Source organism: Microbacterium sp. Root322 (genome assembly GCF_001425645.1).
In the GTDB taxonomy this organism is placed as follows: Bacteria; Actinomycetota; Actinomycetes; order Actinomycetales; family Microbacteriaceae; genus Microbacterium; species Microbacterium maritypicum.
The window spans coordinates 312,562-331,874 of the sequence record NZ_LMCS01000003.1; the positions used below are offsets into that span (position 1 = coordinate 312,562).

Sequence of the window (19,313 nt, forward strand, 5' to 3'; positions counted from 1 at the left end):
GAGCAGTGAGATGCGCCCTCGGCGCGGTGAGGACGAGCGATGAGAGTCAAGCTGACCCTGCGTCGACCTGCAGCACCTCTGACCGATGTGGTCGTGATGGCGGACTCGACCGCGACGATCGCCGATGTCGCGCGACAGATCGCCACGACCGACCCGGCGCGCAGCATCGCGGCGGGAGCGGCCGATGTGCTCACCCTCTCCGTGGCGCCGCCGACCAGCGAGCAGCTCACGCTGCTCAACCCCGACCTGCTCGTGGGTGACGCACCGATCGGCTCCGGATTCCTCGCCGAGGTGGTCAACGTCGGACCCCACCGGGCCTCGACGGGAGGCGCCGGTGCGCGTCCTGCCGCGGTGCTCACGGTCGTCGCCGGACCCGCCGCCGGTCAGGAGTTCCCGCTGCCCATCGGGCACTTCCTGATCGGGCGAGACGCCGCCAACGATGTCACCATCGCCGATCCGCTCGTCTCCAAGCGCCACGCCAGGATCGAGGTCGCGACCACGTTCGTCGAGCTGGTCGACCTGAACTCGGCCAACGGCATCCTCGTGGACGGCGGTCTGGTCCAACGCCTCCGGGTCATTCCCGGTCAGACGTTCGTGCTCGGCGACTGCGAGTTCGTCGTGCACATGGTCAGCGACTTCGACGGTTCGGCGTCGGGCGACCCCGTGCTCGAGCGCGGGGGAGCGTTGATGTTCAACCGCAGCCCCCGGGTCGAGGAACGCTTCACCGGTCAGGAGCTGGACGAACCGCGCTACCCGCGCGACCAGCCGTCGAGGCTCTTCCCCTGGCCCATGCTCGTCGCGCCAATCCTGCTGGCCGTCACGATGTTCAGCATCACGCAGCGCCCCGCGTCCCTGTTGATCGCCGCCGCATCACCGATGATGATGTTCGGCAACTTCATCTCGCAGAAGACCAACATCGGCCAGCGCCTGCGCAAGGAGGCGGAGTCGTTCGAGGAGCAGTTCGAGCGACTCGAGGAGACGCTCTACCACTCGCACCCGAAGGAGCGGGAGGTGCGGCAGAACGAGGTGCCGGCCGTCGCGGTGGTGTTCGACGAGGCGATGCGCCTCGGCCCCCTGCTGTGGACGCGCCGACCGGAGCACTGGAACTTCCTCGCCATGCGGCTCGGGGTGTGCGAGAGCGAGGCGCGCACCCGCATCAAGCGCACCGAGACTCCGGAGGCGCTCGTCGAGTACGTCGAACGTGTCGACCGTCTCGAGGAGCGGTACCGGATGATCGCCGACGTACCCATCCTGGAATCCCTGCAGAGTGTGGGGTCCATCGGTGTCGCGGGGCCGACCTCGCTCGCCAGCGATGCGCTGCGCGGCATCGCGGTCCAGCTGTTCGGAACGCACTCGCCGAACGAACTGGTCACGGTCGCCCTCACCGAGCCGGGGTGGGCGAACGAGCTCGACTGGCTCAAGTGGCTGCCGCACACCTCGAGCGAGCGCAACCCGTTCAAGGAGATGCCGCTCGCGGACTCCGCCTCGACCGGCACGGCCCTGCTCAGCGGTCTCGAGGAGATCGTGCTGCGTCGCTCGCGGGAGTCGAAGTCGGCGCGTCCTCCGTACGGCGCCGACTGGGATCCGATGCGCTACGGCACCGACGTCAAGCGCGCGGCCGAGGACGCCACGTTCCCCGGGCAGACCGCGATCCTGGTCATCGTGACCAATGACGCCCCCGTGGACCGGGCCCGCCTGACCCAGATCCTTGAGCGTGGTGCCGACGTCGGCGTCTACGCCCTCTTCGTCGCCCCGGTCGTCGAAGCGCTGCCCGCGGCGTGCCGCACCTTCGTGGATGTGAGCGCCGGACTCGGCGACGCCGTGGTCGGCACCGTCCGCAGCGGCGTGGACTACCACGGGGTGCAGGTAGAGGGCGTCTCGCACGCGTACATGATGATGTTCGCGAAGCGTCTGGCTCCGGTCGTCGATTCGAGCACCGTGATCGAGGATTCCTCCGACATCCCGAACTCGGTCAGCTTCCTCTCGCTCGTGGGGAACGAGGTCGCTGAGGATGCGAACGCCGTGATCGACCGCTGGCGGCAGAACAACACCATCATCGACCGCTCCGGCGCGCCCCAGTCCCGTCTCAAGAAGGCCGGGAACCTGCGCGCCATCATCGGCCAGTCGCAGACCGATGCGATGACCCTCGACCTGCGCACACAGGGTCCGCATGCGCTCGTCGGCGGCACGACCGGTGCCGGCAAGAGCGAGTTCCTGCAGGCGTGGGTGCTCGGCATGGCGGCCGCCCACAGCCCTGACCGTGTCACATTCCTCTTCGTCGACTACAAGGGCGGCTCCGCCTTCGCCGACTGCGTCGACCTCCCGCACACGGTGGGGCTCGTCACCGACCTCAGCCCGCACCTCGTGCGGCGTGCGCTCACCAGCCTGCGCGCGGAGCTGCATCACCGCGAGCACCTCTTCAACCGCAAGAAGGCGAAGGACCTGCTCGAGCTCGAGAAGCGCCGCGACCCGGAGACCCCGCCCGCGCTGGTGCTCGTGATCGACGAGTTCGCCGCGCTCGCCGGAGAGGTGCCGGAGTTCGTGGACGGTGTCGTCGACATCGCTCAGCGCGGTCGCTCCCTCGGCATCCACCTGATCATGGCGACGCAGCGCCCCGCCGGCGTCATCAAGGACAACCTCCGCGCGAACACCAACCTCCGCGTCGCGCTGCGTATGGCCGACGAATCCGATTCCAAGGACGTCGTCGATGATCCGGTGGCGGCGACGTTCTCGCCGTCGCTACCCGGGCGCGGTATCGCGAAGACCGGTCCCGGGCGTCTCGTGCCCTTCCAGTCCGCCTACGCGGGCGGGTGGACGACCGATGAGGTGCAGGTCGCCGAGGTCAAGGTCGCCGAGCTCCGGTTCGGCTCGATCCAGACCTGGGAGGCCGAGCAGGCTCCGGAGTCCGACTCCCACGACGAAGACCTCGGACCCAACGACCAGAAGCGCATCGTGGCGACGCTCGTGAACGCGGCGCGACAGGCGCGCATCCCGGCGCCCCGACGCCCGTGGCTCGACGATCTGGAGGGCGCCGTCGACATGCGCGACCTCCCGGTGCTCGGCGACGGACAGGTGCTGCTCGGCAAGATGGATGTCCCGGAGCGTCAGCTGCAGGAGCCGGCCTACTTCCATCCCGACAAGGACGGGTCGCTGCTCGTCTACGGCACGAGTGGATCGGGCAAGTCGACTGTGCTGCGCACGATCGCGATCGCCGCCGGGTTCGACTCCGCGCATTCGAACGTCGAGGTGTACGGCCTCGACTTCGGTTCCGGCTCGCTCAAGAGCCTGGAGATGCTGCCGCATGTCGGGTCGATCATCTCGGGCGACGATTCCGAGCGCGTGCAGCGCGTTCTCCGCTCGCTCGCCAAGGTGCTCGACGACCGCGGAAAGCGCTTCAGCGCCGCCAATGCCTCCAGCCTGACCGAGTACCGCGAGATCACCGGTAAGGACGAGGCGCGCATCCTGCTCCTGATCGACGGCTTCCCGCAGTTCCGCACCGAGTGGGAGTCCACCACCGCGCGCATGCCGTTCTATCAGACGTTCATGCGCATCCTCGGGGAGGGGCGCCCGCTGGGCGTGCACGTGATCGCGAGCGCCGACCGTTCGGGCTCCGTGCCCACCGCGGTCAGCGCCAACGTGTCGCGGCGCGTGGTTCTGCGGCTCTCCGACGAATCCGGGTACGCGATGCTCAACGCTCCCAAGGACGTGCTGGACGAGCGTTCGGCGCCTGGTCGTGCCATCGTCGACGGCCGGGAGACCCAGATCGCGACGCTCGGGGGGACTCCGAACGTCGCGGAGCAGACCAAGCTCCTCGAGAAGCTTGCCGAGTCGCTGCGCGAAGCCGGGGCGCGTGAGGTGCCGGAGATCGGCGCACTTCCCACTCGCCTGTCGGTGCGCGACCTGCCCGATCGACTGGGCGAGTTCCCGGTGCTCGGCGTCGCGGAGGACACTCTGGCCGCCCGCGACTTCGATCCGGTCGGCACGTTCGTCGTGGCGGGGCCGCCCTCGTCGGGCAAGACCAACGCCCTCAAGGCCATCATCACCTCGATGCGTCGGCTCGACCCGCAGATCAAGCTCTTCCACTTCGGCGGGCGGCGGGCGCAGCTCAAGGACTACGTCGAGTGGACCCGCAGTGCGGTGACCCCGGAGGACGCCAAGGAACTGGCCAAGGAGATCACCGAGATCGCCACCGACGAGACGTTGGGCGTGCGTCTGCTCGTCGTCGTCGAGGATGTCCCGCAGTTCGCGGACAGCCCGGCGGAGCGCGAGATGAAGGCTCTGTTCCAGGCGATCAACCGCAGCGACCACCTTCTCATCGGCGACGCCGACGTGACTCAGGTGACCAGCGGGTTCGGTTTCATCGCGGACTTCAAGGCCGGCCGCAAGGGCATCATCCTCAAACCGGATGCCTTCGACGGCGATGCCGTGTTCAAAGTGCCGTTCCCGAAGGTCAAGCGCACGGACTTCCCGGAGGGGCGAGGGATCTTCGTGCAGGCGGGCCGTCAGGTCACGGTCCAGCTGCCGTTGGTGGAGGCGGAGAGGAAGGCATGACCCGATGGGGAGTTGTGCCCATCGTGGAACCCGCCGGTTCTCCTTAGGGTGGGGAGGGTCGTGATGAGAGCCGACGCGCACGCAGTGGTCAGAAGTCGATCGGTGGAATCGAGGAGGTATCGTCGTGGGAACTGACATCAACATCCCCATGTCGCAGCTGGAGCAGTTGAACACGTCGTTGGGCAACATCATCAAGGAGTTCGAGAGCGCCGGTACACGCAGCGACGCCCTGGAATCCGCGATCGGCGCCCCGCACGGCGAGACGGCCCTGCGCAGCGAGATCAGCCGCTTCGAAAGCGACTGGAACGACAAGCGCGACACCCTGAAGTCGAAGCTCGAGAGCGCGAAGGAGCGGGTCGTCGACTTCGCCACGGCGTGGACGGACTTCGACCTCGAGGCGGCGAAGAACCTCGACACCACCGAGAACCCGCCGCAGGTCGAACCGAACGGGGCACGCTGACATGGACAGGACACCCACCGCAGGCAAGCAGTACGAGATCATCCCGATCGAGGGGGAGGCCCCCGCGATCGAGCTCCGTGGGATCGAGATCGAGAGTCTCGGCGACCAGATGCTGGCCGCCGCAGATCTGCTCGCCACGATCGACCTGGGCGCCGAGTGCCGGGGGAAGAGCCTCGATGCCTTGAAGGGCGACGTCACCGACGTCAAGGATGATCTGCGCAAGGCGGGCGAGCGTTACCAGCCGAGCGGCACGCACATCATCGAGTACGCACGGAAACTCGAAGGCGTGAAGTCGACTCTGAGCACGCTGATCCCCGACCTCGAGGATCTCTGGAACGCCTATCAGACCACCGCCGGCAGCTACGAGGACGACTCGAAGCTCCCGGAGCCCGCAGAGGGCGAATCCACGGATGACCGCACGTCGCTCGCCGACGTCGACGGCGACCACGATGCCTGGAAGGCCAAGGCCGTCGAATACGAGGGCGTGTACGACACGTGGTGGGAGGCCTACGAGCGGGCCAGGGCGGGCATTCAGACCGCGAACGACGAGGGCGTCAAGGACTCGTGGTGGGATGACCAGCTGCCCTGGCTGGAGGCTCTCGGCACGATCCTCTCCTACGCGGGCATCGTGCTCGCGGTGGCGGCGTGCATCATCGGCGGTCCTTTCATCCTCGCGGCGGCGATCATCGGCCTGGCCGCACTCGCCGTCACGGTGTGGAAGGTCAGCTGCGGCCGCGGCAACGGATGGGACATCGCGATGGCGGCCGTCGGCGTGTTCCCGTTCGGCAAGGCGTTCGCGCTCGTCAAGGGCTTCAAGGCTGCTCCGGGACTGGCGTCGCTCGGTCGGGGGCTGCTCGGCATGGGTGGCGACATGGTCGGTGCCGGATGGCGTGGCGGGTCGAGATTGACGGGTGTGCTCGCCGAAGGCAACCTCGGTCAGGTCTTCCATGCCGGTGGTGCCGTCAACCGCAACGGCACCGCAGTCATGCGGAACTTCTTCAACGGACTCGAGTCGCCGTCGATGCTCAGCCGGCTGCTCCGCGGCAGCGAAGGTTCGTGGGCCGGTGCGATCGGCGACGGCGCCTCCGGTCTCTCGAACGCGGCCTTCAACAACCTTCGGTCGTTCCTCGGCAACACGCCGAACGGCAGCGTCATGGATGACATGCTGTCCGGCGGCAATGCCGCGCTCGACTTCCTCGACAACCTGGGTAAGGCCGGAGCGGGCTTCGCCTATGACAGGACGACGAGCGGGTGGGGATTCTGATGCGGAGCATCGAGGTCGACATCGACGATCGCTGGTTGCTGCCGGTTCCCTCCGACGTGGATCCGGGAGTCTGGGCGCGCGAGAAGGTCGCGACGCTGCAGTCCGAGCCGGAGCGCGACCCCGAGGAGACCGTCGAGGCACTCATCTCCCTCACCGCGAGCGCGGATCCGACAGCGTTCGCCACGCTGCTGTTCTGCCCTGACGGCCTGCCAGGACGCGCACTCGTGGCGATCTACGCCACGGAGAGCGATCTCGCCTCCCTCGACGATCTGCCGGAGCTCGCACCCGCCGCGCTTCCGCGGCAGGTCCTGCCGTTGCGCGAGCACGATCCCGCAGTGGGTCGGGTCATCTCCACGATCACCCAGGTGCCGGACGTCGGCATCCTGGGAACGCTGCACTACGAACTGCTGCGCGACGGCGCACTGCTGGAGGTCGTCGTGACCAGTCCGAGTCTGCCCCACCTCGGTGTGGGGATGCCGGTGTTCGAAGAGCTCATCGAGCGGATCGTCGTCGCACCGATCGGATCGGGTCAGCATGTCGCTGCGTGAGGAACTGCTCGGTCTCTCCTCGGGAACGCCGCGCTTCCGGATCCTGCTCCCTGCGGAGTGGGCGAGTTGGCCGGTGACCCCGGAGCTGGGAGCACAGCTCGAGCAGCGCACCCGGCCGGCCTTCGCCCGAGCAGGTCGGCCTGACCTCGACGGCATGTTCACCTCGCAGCTCAACAGTGCGATGAAGGGGCTGGCCGAAGCGGGTGCGAAGTACGTGTTCCTCCCTTCGGAAAGGACTCCAGGAAAGGACCCGCTCGCGCTGTCGATGATCGCGACGTTCATCGATTCGCCCGACGGCCCTCTCGACGCATGGGTCACGTCGCGGATCCGCGACGGTGCCGAGCTGCTCGACACGGAGGGGCGGATCGTCTACTGGCGGGACCGCAGGGCCGGACTCGACGATGAGACGCATCGCGCGCAGAGCATCTACGTGATTTCGGTGCCGGGCACGAACCGCCGGAAGGCGCTCATGCTCACGGGCAGCACGATCGTCGGTGCCGAGACGGCGGACGACGACGAGTACGCTGTCGCCGTGCGAATGATCTTCGATGCGATGGCATCAACCGTGACCTGGGTGGCCGACGACGTGGATACCGACGAGTGAAGCCTGTGATCCGTCTCTCCGGAGACGACGCCGCGGTTCGGGTGGTCGGAACGGAAGCCGTGAAGGCGCTTCGTGCGGATCCGCAGACCGCGTCCGCGCTGTTCAGTCGGCTCTGGAAGCTGCATCTGCGTCGCGCGCGGTTCGTGACCAGTGCGGGTGCGCCACCGGTGTCGGCGGCGGGGGCATCACCGGAGCGCGAGTCCGGCACGGCCTATCGCGTGATCTGGGGAGTGCTGCTCGGTATCGGACTCGTCGCCGCTCTGGTGCAGGCCGTGATGCTCGGACCTGCTGATCGAAGGAACTCGTTCACAGACCCGAGCACCGCGCTCTCGGTTGCTCTCGTCGCCGGCGTGATCGCGCTCCCTGTACTGCTGATCGTGCTGATGCTGCGCGTGCCCGATCCGAAGAGCGCGCGGACGGGCGAGACCCTCGCGGTGCTGGTCGGCGTGATCTGCGCGGGCATCCTGATCTTCCGCCTGGCGGTCGGCGGCGGTGACGGGCGTGGCTTCGCCCCGCAGGACCTCGCGGTCTGGCTGCCGATGACCGCGGTGAGCGTGCTGTTGATCATCGGCATCGCCGTGCGCAGCGACCTGGTGCGTCGGCGCTCCGCGGTTCCTGCATCTGTCGGGCCGTCGCGACCGCAGACGGACTCCGTTCGGGAGATGCGTCGGGAGGCGGAATGGGCGGCATCGTCCACCCGACAGGACGCGTCGACGAAGGCCGACTGGCTGGCGCGGCTCGATCAGCTGGCGGAGCGCGGTGTCGATGCCGGCAGTGTCGCCCAGGCGCGGACGATGACACCGGCCGCATGGCTCACGTGGCTCGCCTATGACGGCGAGATCGACATCGCCGGCGTCATCCCGCGCCCCTGACGCTCGTCGGGCGCTGCAGTGGGGATGGGGAGTTGTCCCCATCGACGGCCCTGATGGTTTGTCCGTAGGGTGGAGTTATCCGGGCCGGAGTGGTCTGGTTCAATCGATTTCCGGAGGTGTGGACGATGGCCGATTTCGGTGCGTCTTATGCAGAGATGGAGCAGGTGGCGTCGTCGCTGTCGCAGGCTCGTGATGACATTCAGGGTCAGTGCGTCGGGGAAGTTCGGTGAGGGGTACACGGAGCTGACGACGGGTCTGAAGACCGCGGTCGACGGTATCAACGACATGTCGGAGTCGCTGCTGGGCATGATGCGGGCGATCCAGGACCTGGATCAGCAGCTCGCCGGCAGCTGACAGCAGCACGGTTTCACGAAGAGGGGCGACCATGACGGTCGGCCCTCTTCGTCGTTCGCGGGCGTTTACTCTGGGAGCATGAGTGCGTCCGAGGCTGTCGAGGAGTTCGAACGCGGTGTGCTGGAGGCGAATGCGCCCCTGGCCGCACTGCATGAGGCGGCGGGAGTCTCGGGTGATGCTCGGATGCGGGAACTCGCGGCCCACATCGCGTTCCCGTCCTGGCCGGGAGCGACGTCGGCGACGGCGTTCAAGCGCGCGGCTCAGGAGGCGGAGATCACCGCGGTGTTGAACGAGTATGCGGCCTCCGCTCGCCCGCTGATCCGACCGGCTGACCAGGAGCGCTGGGAGCTGCTTGTCGCCGACATGCAGCGCAGGAGCGGCGAGGGATTCCTCGCGGACGAGCTCGGGCGCAGCGCGGTGGGAGCCTCACTCCTGCGGGCGGAGCTCGGCGGACGTCCGCATCGGGCGCAGCAGCGCGGCGGTATCGACTGCGCATGCGGCTATGCGGTCGATGGCGTCATGCCGCAGAAGCTGTGTCCGGAGTGCGGTGACGTGCTCCTGCGGCGCTGGGTGGCCGAGGAACGGCGACTCCTGCGGGCCATGCCTGCGTACGCGGAAGAGGTTGCGCGAGTCATCGAGGTGACTGCGCAGAAGCAGGCCAAAGTGGCCCAGAGTCGCGGCGACTACACGGCCGACGAGGCGAGCGCGACGCGCAGAGCTGGCGGACGTCGACTCTCACGTCTTCGCCGCACGCACCGCGTCGAGCTGGCGGAACTCGACCTCCGGCGTTGGTCGAGCTTCGTCGAGATGCTCTCCCGAGACGCGCGCCCCGCAGTTCGGACCACCGCTGCGAAGGCGCAGAAGCGCGGCCCCGGTGCGGCGGCTCTCACTGAACTCTCGCTCCTCTCGATAGCCGACGTGATCAAGGTCGCTGAGCGCATTCTGGAGAAGCGCAGGAACAGCAGCTGGAAGGTCTGAGGTGTCGGCGGATGGGGAGTACTCCCCATCGCGTCGCGCGGTGCTTCCCAGTAACGTCATAGCGTCCGGGAAAGAAGGAGGGGGTCATGGCAGGCGAACGCATGCTCGTGCCGATCAGTGATCTGCAGACGACCAGCGAGAAGCTCACGGCGATCGTGGCCGAGCTGGAGTCGGCCGCGGCGAAGCAGGATGACGTCGAGAACGCCGTCGGCAGGCCCTACGGCGACGGACGTCTGAAGGATCGCTGCCACGACTTCGAGGGCAGCTGGAACGACAGCCGCGACAAACTGCTCACCAAGCTCAAAGAGGTCGCTGATCGCGTCAAGGGCACGGTCGACGAGGTCACGAGCCTCGACACCGAGATGGCGACGTCGATGGAGCAGTCGGGTTCGGGGAACGCACCGGGCGCCGGCCGTCAGCCGGCCGCGGTCTAGGGGGAGAGAAGCAGATGCAGACGAACAAGGGGCGTGACGTCGAGGTCGTGGCCGGAGATGCCGTGGCGATCGCCGACAGGGGGACGAAGATCGTCGAGCTCGGTGACAGCATGGTCAGTGCCGCCGCGACGCTCAAGGGGATCAAGGACGGCTCCATCGAAGGCGAGGGCTACGCGATGGACAAGATCAAGGATGTCGTCGACGACGTCCACAAGGATCTCGACGAGGCGGGTCGCCGCTACAAGCCGGCAGGGACCACGCTGAACAACTACGCCGCGGCGCTCGAGACCGCCCAGAGCCGCATGCGCACCATCGTGGCCGACTGCCAGACCAGCCTCACCGAGCTGCAGACCGCGCAGTCGAATGCCGCCGACGCCGCCGATGCGCTCCAGGCGCACAACACGTCGACGCGGCTGAACCCACCGGCACCCGAAGACACATCGGCGAGCACGACGGCCGGCACGAATCTCGCGAACGCCGCCTCCGGCGCGGCATCGACCCTCAACACCGCGGAGACCACCCACAACGACAACCTCGACGCGTTCGACGGCGAGTACGACACCTGGCACACGGCCTATGAGACCGCTGTCTCGGGGCTCACCGACGCGAACAAGATCGGCGAGGACTCCACCTGGGAGAACATCGCCGGTGTCCTCGCCGTGGTGGCCGAGTGGGTGAGCTGGATCGGCCTCGCCATCGCCGTGCTCGGACTCATCATCGGCGGGCCCTTCTTCGCTATCGCTGCTCTGGTGGTCGGGGTCATCGCACTGGCACTCACGGTCGCCCTGATGTTCGACGGGCGCAAGGGGTGGGGCGATCTCGCGATGTCGATCATCGGGATCCTCCCGATCGGGAAGCTCGGCAAGATCTTCAAGGGGAACGCGAAGTTCGTCGATGAGTTCGTCGCGCAGTTCCGCAATCCCGTGCAGCAGATGACGAGACTGCGTGGCCTCGGTGGCACCGCGAGTCCGTGGTCCGGTGCTGTCGCCAACAACTTCGGCAACTATGCATCCCGCGTTTCCGGTATTCGCCAGCACGGCGTGAACTGGCAGAGCGGCCTGGCCGAGAGGTTCCTCTTCGGACCCAACCGCTCGTTCAGCGTGGCGTTCAGCGATGCCGTGGCCTCGACCGGGCCGAGGTTCCAGCAGGTCCTCACCGACAGCCTGCCCAAGGGACTTCAGGCCATTGCCGATGCCCCGTCGAATTCCACATGGGAGGCCATCTGGAACAGCTATAAATGGGCCGACCGCACCGTCGCTGTCGGCAGCAACGGGTCGCCGTCCGGCGGACTCTCGCCGGCAGGGCTGGTCAACGGCGTCACGCGATGACCGTGGCCGCAGCCTTCACATGGGATCTCGACTACGACGCCTCTTGGTTCATTCCTCTTCCCGGCGCGAGCGACCTGGCCCGCGATCCGGCAACGCCTGAACGCTGGGTGCGAGCCTGTCTCGAGCATTTTGCTGATCAGGCGATCTTCGGACCGGATCAGCTGCCGGCCATTCGAGCGACAGCCGAGGCGCTGGTAGCCCAGGCGCGGCCGTCGCAGACTCAGCTCTGGTTCGCTCCGCGCGGCATCTACAGCGACCTGCTCGTCTCGATCTCCGTCGCCCGTTCGGAAGACGCCGGCACCACAGAGGAGCTCTTCGATGGCGCGAGTCTTTCCACGGCTGCTGACGCGACGCCGCTGCGCACGGAGACGCATGGCGCCGGCTATCTGTTTCGTCGCAACGGCGTCGCCGACGGCGAGGGCTCGACTCTCGTAGAGCAGTGGACGGTGCGTCTGAACAACGGATCGTGGGCGATCCTCGTCGACACGATCGGCACCGCCCTGCCGGCTTTCGTGCTGTTCGAGCAGCAGCTCATCCGGCTGATCTCGGGCATCATCCTGCCCCCTCCCGCACCGAGCGCGAGCGTACGAGGATGAGTCGGCCACGCCGATGACGCAGACTGGAGCCACGATGCCGTCGAAGGAGCGGGGATGAAGAGAGAGACGACACTCGAAGCCGACGAGGTAGCACTGCTCGCCCGCAACGAGGCAGTGGCGACGATCCACGAAGACGCGGTGCGAGTCGGCCGAGCATCGATCGCTGAGGTCATGGGCGTGCATGAGTCGATGCGGCGCAGTGATGTGGAACGGTTCAATCGGGAGGTGCACGCACTGCAGCGGCGCTCTCTCGTCGACTATGCCCTGCGTGTGCGCGGGCTGCTGGCAGAGGACGATGCAGGCCCGTGGCGGCAGAAGGTCGAACGACGCCCGGCCGGGGCTCGCAACGATCTGTTGCGCGAGGTGGGCGTGCCGGGCGCGTTGTTGCTGCTCGATGCGATGGAACCCGTCCCGGATGAACCCGCTCAGGCGTCGTCCCTCGAAGAGGCTCTGGCGCGTGTGGCCGACCGGTGCACCTGTGGATACGCGAAGACTCGTGCGGTGCCGCGCAGATTGTGTCTCGTCTGTGCGATGAGTGTCAACGACGCCTGGCTGTTCGAGGAGCAGCGGCTCCTCGAACGCTCCCCGCAGCTCGCGCGTGAACTCGATGCGATCTTCGACCCGCTGCTCGACAGGATCGCCGACATGAGGAACTCGCCGATGGAGGGGTTCTCCGATCTGGCCGCGAGCCTCCGACGCAAGGCCTCCGGTCGCATCGCGAAAGCGAACCGTGCCCATCGCGAAGTGAAGGCGCAGGGTGATGACAAGTCCTGGCAGGAGTTGGCTACCCTCGCAGCCCTCGACCCGAGACCGTTTCCTGCTGGCGACGCCAAGCGTTGGAAGCGCACCGGATGGGGGAGCGCCCGGCTGAGTGCGGTTGCTCTGGGAGAGGGCAATCCAGAAGTCAAGGCACGCATGACGAAGAGAGCGCAGACGCGATGAACGAGATGAACGACCTCGGCGTGGAATTCCGCTTCGGCATCCCCGCCTTCCGTCTCGTGCTGCCCCCGGGGTGGACGACACACCTCCCGACGAACGCGGGGCAGCAGGAGGACGTGCGCAAGGCGAGTGCGATCTTCATGCAGGCCGGGCGCCCCGATCTGGACGCCGAGTTCCGCACGATGATGGCGCAAGCCAACCAGGGCATGCGGCGCACCAAGGTGTTCGCGATCTATCGGCAGGAGGACGTGCCGATGGAGGAGCTGCTGCCGTTGTCGATCACGGCCTCTGCCCTCGATGCGCCCGACGGCGAGAACCTCGACGCCTGGGTGACCGAGGCATTCCGCGCGCGTGGCGCGGTGTTCCTCGACGAGAACCTCAAGCACATCGTCCGCTGGTCCACCGAGGCCAAGCGCCCCGCGGGTGCGCCCGCGATCGACGGGGTCGGCGGCCGAACGGTGACGTACATCATTCCGGTACCGGGGACGCTGCGTCGCAAGGCGCTCGTGTTCACGTCGACCATCGTGATCCCTGACGGAGACGTGATCCCCGCCGAGGTGCTCGACGGCATCGAGCTGCTGAGCGACGCCATGATCTCGACCTTCGCGTGGGAGCAGCTGGTCGAGGAGCCCGCGGTCCCGGACATGGCAGGGCAGACGCCCACTCCCGGCAGTTGAGGCGGTCGATGGGGACTTGTCCCCATCGACGGTGTTTGCGGCTGCCCCGTAGGGTGGTCTTATTCGGGCCGGAGGGGTCCGGTTCTTTCGATTTGCGGAGGTGTGGACGATGGCCGATTTCGGTGCGTCTTATGCAGAGATGGAGCAGGTGGCGTCGTCGCTGTCGCAGGCTCGTGATGACATTCAGGGTCAGCACGCGTCGGGCAAGTTCGGTGAGGGGTACACGGAGCTGACGACGGGTCTGAAGACCGCGGTCGACGGTATCAATGACATGTCGGAGTCGCTGCTGGGCATGATGCGGGCGATCCAGGACCTGGATCAGCAGCTCGCCGGCAGCTGACACCGCGGCGCCAGCTGACACAACAGTCTCGAGGAGGGGTCGACGGTTCGCCGTCGGCCCCTTCTGCGTGCCCTCGAGCCCCGGATCACGCCCGATGGGCAGTTCTCCCCATCGGTGCCGTACGAGCGTCCAACTATGGTGGATCACGGCAGAACCGGGGGGAAGCCATGTCAGACGTCGAGATCGACAAGCGCGCACTCGAAGGCGCCGTCCTGCAGATCAGCTTCTCGGTCGGTGACTACGTCATGTACGCGAACGACATCGCCGCGCGCGACACGGGCGTCGGCAACCCCGCGGGGCGCACGGGCCTGCGGGTCATGCTCGAGAACGCGCTCGGACAGGCGATGCTCGAGGCGCGGGCGCAGCATCTCGCGGGGATCGGCATCACCGATCGACTGACGAGCATCAACGAGTCATTCGAAGACCTCGACGTCTCACTGGGCAGCGGATGGGATGTCGACTATGTCGCTGACCTCTCCTAACCGCGGGTGGACGCTCGAGGAGATCGAGTATGACAGTGGGCAGCTCGAAGGGATCCATGCCGATCTCGGAAAGCTCACAGACGCCGGAGGGAACGCGCAGATCGTGCTGCGCAACATCGACGGTGGCCTCGAGGGGCGGGGCCAGAGCATCACTCTCGTGCAGCGCGAATCGGGGCTGCTCGCCACTCGGATGAACCCGACCATCGCCACACTCGGGCGCATCGCCGACGTCGTGCGGGCCTACGGTGAGGCTGTCGCGACGCATGCCAGAACCGCGAACGACCTGATCGACGACATCGAGACCGCGCATGCGGCGAACGAGGCGGCGGTCGCCGATCTCGAGAGTGCACGATCCCAGCAGCAGATGTGCACCCCCGACGACGACGCGAGCACGCGTTCGACCGCGGAACAGGACGTCACCGACGCGCAGAGCTCGCTCGCCACGACACGCAGCGCCCTCGAAGGCCTCTGGGAGAGCTGGGAAGCCGCATACGCGCTCTGGGACGAGGCGTATGGTGCAGCGATCGCCGGACTCGTCGGTTCGGACGGCTCGACCCTCAGCGACTCGACCCTCTCGGCGATCGACGCGCTGGCGAACGCCGATACCCCTGCCGAGGTCACGGAGATCTGGGACAGTCTCACCGATGCGCAGCGCGATGCGCTCCGTCTCACGTACCCGGGCTTCATCGGGAACCTCGAAGGTGTGCCCTACCTCGATCGCATGCTCGCCAACAGGGCGACATATGAACGAGTGATCGACGCCGGACCTTACGGCGAGCCGCTGGACACGCAGTTCGAGAACCTCGGGATCGAGATCAACCGGTTCCACGGGCAGTTGCTGATGTTCAACCCCTTCGAGCAGCCGCAAGCCACCGCCGCTGTCATGTACGGCGTGACCATTCAGGATGAGAACGGTGACCCCGTCGACCCGCTCAAAGGCGTCACCAACGTGAACGTGCTCGTCGGCGGGATGTTCTCGGGCCTTGGAGACCTCGAGGCATGGGGGCAGAGCGCACGCGACCTGAACTTCTTCGCCGGCGGGTACAACGATGGGACCAGGTCGGCAACGATCGCCTGGTACGGATACGACTCGCCCAACCTCCTTACCGAGCACACGATGGGCAGCGCTACTGAGGGGGCCGCGACTCTCAGCGCCACGCTGCGAGGGCTCGACAACGAGGTGTCGTCGAGCGTCACGACCTCCGTCATCGGGCACTCGTACGGCAGCACGACCGCTTTCCTGGCGGTGGGTGGATCCCCCGACAACCTCGGTGTCGACAATCTGATCGCGGTCGGCTCGGCGGGGGTGCCGGACGGCTACCACCAGACGTGGACCGGAGATGATCCGATGGACTATTCCGGCACGCAGGTCTACGCGTCGCGGGCTCCCGGCGATCTGGTCGCCCGCTATGGTGAGCACAGCTCCTTCGGACACGGCACCAACCCCGAAGAGCTGCCGGGAGCGATCAGCTTCGAAAGCGACGGCGGCTCCGTGCCGAAGGTGGGCGGCGGCACCGAGGACGGCCTCGGAACCCCGGGCCACGCGGCGCACGACGGCGGCAACAGTATCTGGGGCTGGTGGGAAGAAGGCAACGGATACCTCGCTCGCGATTCGGAATCCTTCCGTAACATTGCCTACATCGTGGCCAACGGCCAGGCGTGGAACTGAGTCGTGGTGGCAACGGCAGCAAGGGGCGGGCGGATGGCGAAGCGCTGGCGGATCACCGCAGCGATGGCGGTGCTCGCGTTAGGCCTTACCGGGTGCACGAATGAAGGAGACGGCATGGCGACCCCGACCGGCGACGAGCTCGTCGCCCAGGCGAAGCAGCACTACCTTGACTATCGCGAAGTCACGAACGGCGTCCAGGCGCTGATCTTCGACGGCCCGTGGGAGGCTCCGGGCGGCTCATTCGGCATGGAGCCTTCGGGGGCGGGGTGCCCGGACGGTTCTTACAAATTCTCTCTCGCCAGGTCGACGAAAGTGGGCCCGGAGCAGCATGCCGAGCGAGGCGCCGCTGTGCAGAAGTACCTCATGGATGCGGGCTATGAGCTCGACGGCATGGACTTGGGGTCGGGCGAGATTCAGTCGAGTGATGTGATCGTGCGCGAGCAGGGCGACTTCTCGTTGTTGACGGTGACGTTCATCACGAACGGCAACGTGCTCGTGACGGCGACGACCAAGTGCTGGTCCGGTGACCGCTACGAGCTCGGTGACCTGATTTTCGGTGATGCGAACCTTTCGGACGGGTACCTGCCGCGTGAGGAGTCGCCGAGCGATCCGCTCTTCTTCGGTGTGACACCAGGCGAGCCGGCGTTCGGCCCGACTCCCACACCGACGCCATAGCGTCGGAGGCGTCGCCCCGGTCAGTGAGCGGCGGCCGCGTCGGCCAGATGCCGCGCGTCGTGGCTGAGCACCTTCACGATGATGCCGTGCCGACGGAGCTCCGACGCGGTGCGGGCGCCTTCGTCGGCGTCGAGGCCGAGTGCCTTGATGTTCGCGACCACGACCACATCACCCGTGCGCAGGGTCGAGATGAGACGCGCGAGGCGGTCGTTCCAGCTCTCCAGGATGTCGGGCGCAGGGTGGCGGAATCCCTCGATCGGGACACCGAAACGGGTGAGGTCTTCGCGCTGCTCGACGACCGACGGCATCCCCTCGCGGGCGACGACGAGGCCGACCAGACGCGATCCGTCGGGACGGGCCGTCCAGAAGTTGCGGTTCTGCTGCAGCTCGGTGAAGCACTTCGGGCACGTCGCAGCATCGTGCGGCAGGTGCAGGGGGCTCGTCAGAGCCTCGTCGACCGATGCCGTGGTCTTCGTGGGATCAATCGTCTCGCTCATCGCGCACCTCCGGCATCCATTCTGCCCTGTCGTCGGACGCCGCGGCGACCGGATTCACAAGAGACCGAGCGCCTGAACCGTCTCCCGCTCCTGGAGCAGTTCCGCCACGGAGGCGTCGATCCTGGTGCGCGCCCAGTCGCTCACCTCGAGCCCGTCGACGATCTGCCACTCGCTGTCGACGGAGCGCACCGGGAACGACGAGATCAGGCCCTCCGGGACCCCGTACTCGCCGTGCGAGACGACGCCGGCCGAGGTCCAGTCGTCGGTGCCCTGCACCCAGTCGCGTACGTGGTCGATGGCGGCACTCGCGGCCGATGCCACGGACGACGAGCCGCGGACCTCGATGATCTCGGCGCCGCGCTTGGCGACCCGCGGGATGAACGTCTGGTCGAGCCAGGCGGGAACGTCGCCCACGATCTGCTCGAGCGCTTCTGCGACCGGTCGCCCGCCGACGGTCGCGTGCGAGATGTCGGGGAACTGCGTCGCCGAGTGATTGCCCCAGATGGGCACGCGGCGAACGGTGTGCACCGGAGCGCCGAGTGTGTGTGCGAGCTGGGCCCGCGCGCGGTTCTCGTCCAGCCGCGTCAGCGCGGTGAAGCGCTCCGCAGGCACACCGTCGGCCGCAGCCGCCGCGATCAGGGCGTTCGTGTTGGCGGGGTTGCCGACCACCGTGACACGCACGCCTGCTGCGGCATTGGCGGCGATGGCAGCCCCCTGCGGGCCGAAGATACCGCCGTTGGCTGCGAGCAGGTCGGCGCGCTCCATGCCGGGGCCGCGCGGTCGTGCGCCGACCAACAGGGCGAGGTCGCAGCCGTCGAAGCCCACCGCGGCGTCGTCGGTCACCTCGACGTGCTCGAGCAGACCGAACGCACCGTCCTGCAGCTCGAGCGCGGCACCCTCCGCGGCGCCGAGCCCCTGCGGGATCTCCAGCAGTCGCAGACGCACCTTCTCATCCGGGCCGAGCAGGTCGCCCGCCGCGATGCGGAACAGCAGTGCGTAGCCGATCTGTCCGCCGGCGCCGGTGATGGTGATCGTGGTCGTCATGCCCCGAGCCTACGTCCGTTGGAGGGGCCTCCGCTCGGAGTACCCTCGACGCATGACCTTCAATCCCGACGCCGACATCTCGGGCAACACCACACGTCGACGCGGACGCACGGCAGCCATCGCGGGCGGCGCCGGTGTCGGCGTGCTCGGCATCATCGCCCTCATCGCCGGGCCTCTGCTCGGCATCGACCTGACCGGGCTGCTCGGCGGGGGAGCCACGGGCGGCGGGAGCGAGCCCGCCGGCGGATCGGCCATCGAGAACTGCGACACGGGTGCCGACGCGAACGCCGACGTCGACTGCCGCATGGCCGGGGCACAGGTCGCGCTCGATGCCTTCTGGAGCGACAACGTCGAGGGCTACCGCGCGCCGGAGATGATCGTCGTCGACGGCGCGACATCGACGCAGTGCGGCACCGCCTCCAATGCCGTCGGTCCGTTCTACTGCCCGCCTGAGGAGAACGTGTACGTGGACCCCACGTTCTTCCAGCTCATGCAGCAGCAGTTCGGAGCATCGGCCGGCGATCTCGCGCAGCTCTACATCGTCGGTCACGAGTGGGGCCACCACATCCAGAACATCACCGGCTACATGGATCGATACCCGAACAACGGGACCGGTCCCGGCAGCAACGGCGTGCGGATCGAGCTGCAGGCCGACTGCTACGCCGGTGCATGGCTCGGACGGATGACGGAGCAGACGGATGCCGACGGCGACCCCTACCTGATCGCGCCGACGGAACAGCAGCGCGAAGACGCCCTGAACGCGGCTTCGGCGGTCGGTGACGACAGCATCCAGGCGCAGTCGGGGTTCTCGAACCCGGAGAGCTGGACGCACGGCTCCAGCGAGCAGCGGCAGCGCTGGTTCGCCGAGGGCTACCAGAACGGACTGGGAGTCTGCGAGCAGGCGCTGACCCTTCCCGCTGACCAGCTGGATCCGTGATCCCGGCGCACGAGTGAACGTCCGCTACCGTTGACGAAGCAGTCAGCACGACCGGCTGGGGGGC

At 67.4% G+C, this 19,313-nt stretch carries 20 protein-coding genes; 18 read left to right on the forward strand and 2 right to left on the reverse strand.

All coding sequences use genetic code 11. The features are described 5' to 3' along the window. The first annotated feature begins 39 nt into the window (after window positions 1-39). The 17 genes from ASC55_RS13810 (at window position 40) to ASC55_RS13885 (ending at window position 16,771) form a co-directional block, all read left to right on the forward strand. Window positions 40-4,551: an FtsK/SpoIIIE domain-containing protein gene (locus ASC55_RS13810; protein ID WP_055876733.1), complete on the forward strand. Its 4,512-nt coding sequence runs from the start codon at window positions 40-42 to the stop codon at window positions 4,549-4,551. 124 nt (window positions 4,552-4,675) lie between these two features. Beyond that, the gene (locus ASC55_RS13815) at window positions 4,676-5,011 is read left to right on the forward strand and encodes a hypothetical protein (protein WP_055869603.1); all 336 of its coding nucleotides are present in this window, start codon (window positions 4,676-4,678) and stop codon (window positions 5,009-5,011) included. A 1-nt stretch (window position 5,012) separates the two neighbouring features. Beyond that, window positions 5,013-6,275 (forward strand): hypothetical protein, encoded by a 1,263-nt coding sequence (locus ASC55_RS13820; protein WP_055876735.1) that lies wholly within the window; start codon window positions 5,013-5,015, stop codon window positions 6,273-6,275. Beyond that, window positions 6,275-6,823 carry a hypothetical protein gene (locus tag ASC55_RS13825; protein WP_055876738.1) on the forward strand — a complete coding sequence of 183 codons (549 nt, stop codon included), beginning with the start codon at window positions 6,275-6,277 and terminating at the stop codon, window positions 6,821-6,823. The genes ASC55_RS13820 and ASC55_RS13825 overlap by 1 nt, the downstream gene beginning before the upstream one ends. Beyond that, entirely contained in the window at window positions 6,810-7,427 is a 618-nt protein-coding gene (locus tag ASC55_RS13830) for a hypothetical protein (RefSeq protein ID WP_055869612.1), read from the forward strand. The genes ASC55_RS13825 and ASC55_RS13830 overlap by 14 nt, the downstream gene beginning before the upstream one ends. Before the next feature lie 5 nt (window positions 7,428-7,432). Further along, window positions 7,433-8,299: a hypothetical protein gene (locus tag ASC55_RS13835; protein ID WP_157535634.1), complete on the forward strand. Its 867-nt coding sequence runs from the start codon at window positions 7,433-7,435 to the stop codon at window positions 8,297-8,299. Window positions 8,300-8,491: 192 nt separating this feature from the next. Next, window positions 8,492-8,653 (forward strand): hypothetical protein, encoded by a 162-nt coding sequence (locus tag ASC55_RS17375; protein WP_235563385.1) that lies wholly within the window; start codon window positions 8,492-8,494, stop codon window positions 8,651-8,653. A gap of 78 nt (window positions 8,654-8,731) precedes the next feature. After that, window positions 8,732-9,631 (forward strand): hypothetical protein, encoded by a 900-nt coding sequence (locus ASC55_RS13840; protein ID WP_055876741.1) that lies wholly within the window; start codon window positions 8,732-8,734, stop codon window positions 9,629-9,631. A gap of 86 nt (window positions 9,632-9,717) precedes the next feature. After that, on the forward strand, window positions 9,718-10,065 hold the full coding sequence (locus tag ASC55_RS13845) for a hypothetical protein (RefSeq protein ID WP_055869619.1): 348 nt from the start codon (window positions 9,718-9,720) through the stop codon (window positions 10,063-10,065). A gap of 14 nt (window positions 10,066-10,079) precedes the next feature. Further along, entirely contained in the window at window positions 10,080-11,393 is a 1,314-nt protein-coding gene (locus tag ASC55_RS13850) for a putative T7SS-secreted protein (protein ID WP_055876744.1), read from the forward strand. After that, complete coding sequence (locus tag ASC55_RS13855; RefSeq protein ID WP_055876746.1) at window positions 11,390-11,989, forward strand: hypothetical protein; 600 nt, start codon at window positions 11,390-11,392, stop codon at window positions 11,987-11,989. Before ASC55_RS13850 ends, ASC55_RS13855 begins: the two co-directional genes overlap by 4 nt. A gap of 54 nt (window positions 11,990-12,043) precedes the next feature. Then, complete coding sequence (locus ASC55_RS13860) at window positions 12,044-12,931, forward strand: hypothetical protein (protein ID WP_055876749.1); 888 nt, start codon at window positions 12,044-12,046, stop codon at window positions 12,929-12,931. Beyond that, window positions 12,928-13,605, forward strand: coding sequence for a hypothetical protein (locus ASC55_RS13865; RefSeq protein WP_055876752.1), 678 nt, complete (start codon window positions 12,928-12,930; stop codon window positions 13,603-13,605). Before ASC55_RS13860 ends, ASC55_RS13865 begins: the two co-directional genes overlap by 4 nt. Before the next feature lie 109 nt (window positions 13,606-13,714). Further along, window positions 13,715-13,945: a hypothetical protein gene (locus ASC55_RS13870; protein WP_082524366.1), complete on the forward strand. Its 231-nt coding sequence runs from the start codon at window positions 13,715-13,717 to the stop codon at window positions 13,943-13,945. Window positions 13,946-14,112: 167 nt separating this feature from the next. Next, a complete protein-coding gene (locus ASC55_RS13875; RefSeq protein WP_055869634.1) occupies window positions 14,113-14,427 on the forward strand; it encodes a hypothetical protein in 315 nt (104 codons plus the stop codon). Further along, window positions 14,408-16,096: an alpha/beta hydrolase gene (locus ASC55_RS13880; protein ID WP_055876757.1), complete on the forward strand. Its 1,689-nt coding sequence runs from the start codon at window positions 14,408-14,410 to the stop codon at window positions 16,094-16,096. The genes ASC55_RS13875 and ASC55_RS13880 overlap by 20 nt, the downstream gene beginning before the upstream one ends. Window positions 16,097-16,129: 33 nt before the next feature. Next, a complete protein-coding gene (locus ASC55_RS13885) occupies window positions 16,130-16,771 on the forward strand; it encodes a hypothetical protein (protein ID WP_055869640.1) in 642 nt (213 codons plus the stop codon). A gap of 20 nt (window positions 16,772-16,791) precedes the next feature. On the opposite strand, the gene ASC55_RS13890 is transcribed toward ASC55_RS13885, so the two are convergent. Continuing rightward, window positions 16,792-17,268, reverse strand: coding sequence for a dehydrogenase (locus tag ASC55_RS13890; RefSeq protein ID WP_055869643.1), 477 nt, complete (start codon window positions 17,266-17,268; stop codon window positions 16,792-16,794). A 54-nt stretch (window positions 17,269-17,322) separates the two neighbouring features. Continuing rightward, window positions 17,323-18,312, reverse strand: a complete 990-nt coding sequence (locus tag ASC55_RS13895) for a malate dehydrogenase (RefSeq protein ID WP_055876760.1) — start codon at window positions 18,310-18,312, stop codon at window positions 17,323-17,325. A gap of 52 nt (window positions 18,313-18,364) precedes the next feature. Between ASC55_RS13895 and ypfJ the strand changes: the two genes are divergently transcribed. Further along, window positions 18,365-19,249: a KPN_02809 family neutral zinc metallopeptidase gene (gene ypfJ, locus ASC55_RS13900; protein WP_055876762.1), complete on the forward strand. Its 885-nt coding sequence runs from the start codon at window positions 18,365-18,367 to the stop codon at window positions 19,247-19,249. Window positions 19,250-19,313: the final 64 nt, after the last annotated feature.

Bases quoted from the DNA above. Each gene is read 5' to 3' on its own strand.
- ASC55_RS13810 (WP_055876733.1), top strand. From the start codon at position 40: ATGAGAGTCAAGCTGACCCTGCGTCGACCTGCAGCACCTCTGACCGAT.
- ASC55_RS13820 (WP_055876735.1), top strand. From the start codon at position 5,013: ATGGACAGGACACCCACCGCAGGCAAGCAGTACGAGATCATCCCGATC.
- ASC55_RS13825 (WP_055876738.1), top strand. From the start codon at position 6,275: ATGCGGAGCATCGAGGTCGACATCGACGATCGCTGGTTGCTGCCGGTT.
- ASC55_RS13830 (WP_055869612.1), top strand. From the start codon at position 6,810: ATGTCGCTGCGTGAGGAACTGCTCGGTCTCTCCTCGGGAACGCCGCGC.
- ASC55_RS17375 (WP_235563385.1), top strand. From the start codon at position 8,492: ATGACATTCAGGGTCAGTGCGTCGGGGAAGTTCGGTGAGGGGTACACG.
- ASC55_RS13840 (WP_055876741.1), top strand. From the start codon at position 8,732: ATGAGTGCGTCCGAGGCTGTCGAGGAGTTCGAACGCGGTGTGCTGGAG.
- ASC55_RS13845 (WP_055869619.1), top strand. From the start codon at position 9,718: ATGGCAGGCGAACGCATGCTCGTGCCGATCAGTGATCTGCAGACGACC.
- ASC55_RS13850 (WP_055876744.1), top strand. From the start codon at position 10,080: ATGCAGACGAACAAGGGGCGTGACGTCGAGGTCGTGGCCGGAGATGCC.
- ASC55_RS13855 (WP_055876746.1), top strand. From the start codon at position 11,390: ATGACCGTGGCCGCAGCCTTCACATGGGATCTCGACTACGACGCCTCT.
- ASC55_RS13860 (WP_055876749.1), top strand. From the start codon at position 12,044: ATGAAGAGAGAGACGACACTCGAAGCCGACGAGGTAGCACTGCTCGCC.
- ASC55_RS13865 (WP_055876752.1), top strand. From the start codon at position 12,928: ATGAACGAGATGAACGACCTCGGCGTGGAATTCCGCTTCGGCATCCCC.
- ASC55_RS13870 (WP_082524366.1), top strand. From the start codon at position 13,715: ATGGCCGATTTCGGTGCGTCTTATGCAGAGATGGAGCAGGTGGCGTCG.
- ASC55_RS13875 (WP_055869634.1), top strand. From the start codon at position 14,113: ATGTCAGACGTCGAGATCGACAAGCGCGCACTCGAAGGCGCCGTCCTG.
- ASC55_RS13880 (WP_055876757.1), top strand. From the start codon at position 14,408: ATGTCGCTGACCTCTCCTAACCGCGGGTGGACGCTCGAGGAGATCGAG.
- ASC55_RS13885 (WP_055869640.1), top strand. From the start codon at position 16,130: ATGGCGAAGCGCTGGCGGATCACCGCAGCGATGGCGGTGCTCGCGTTA.
- ASC55_RS13890 (WP_055869643.1), bottom strand. From the start codon at position 17,268: ATGAGCGAGACGATTGATCCCACGAAGACCACGGCATCGGTCGACGAG.
- ASC55_RS13895 (WP_055876760.1), bottom strand. From the start codon at position 18,312: ATGACGACCACGATCACCATCACCGGCGCCGGCGGACAGATCGGCTAC.
- ypfJ (WP_055876762.1), top strand. From the start codon at position 18,365: ATGACCTTCAATCCCGACGCCGACATCTCGGGCAACACCACACGTCGA.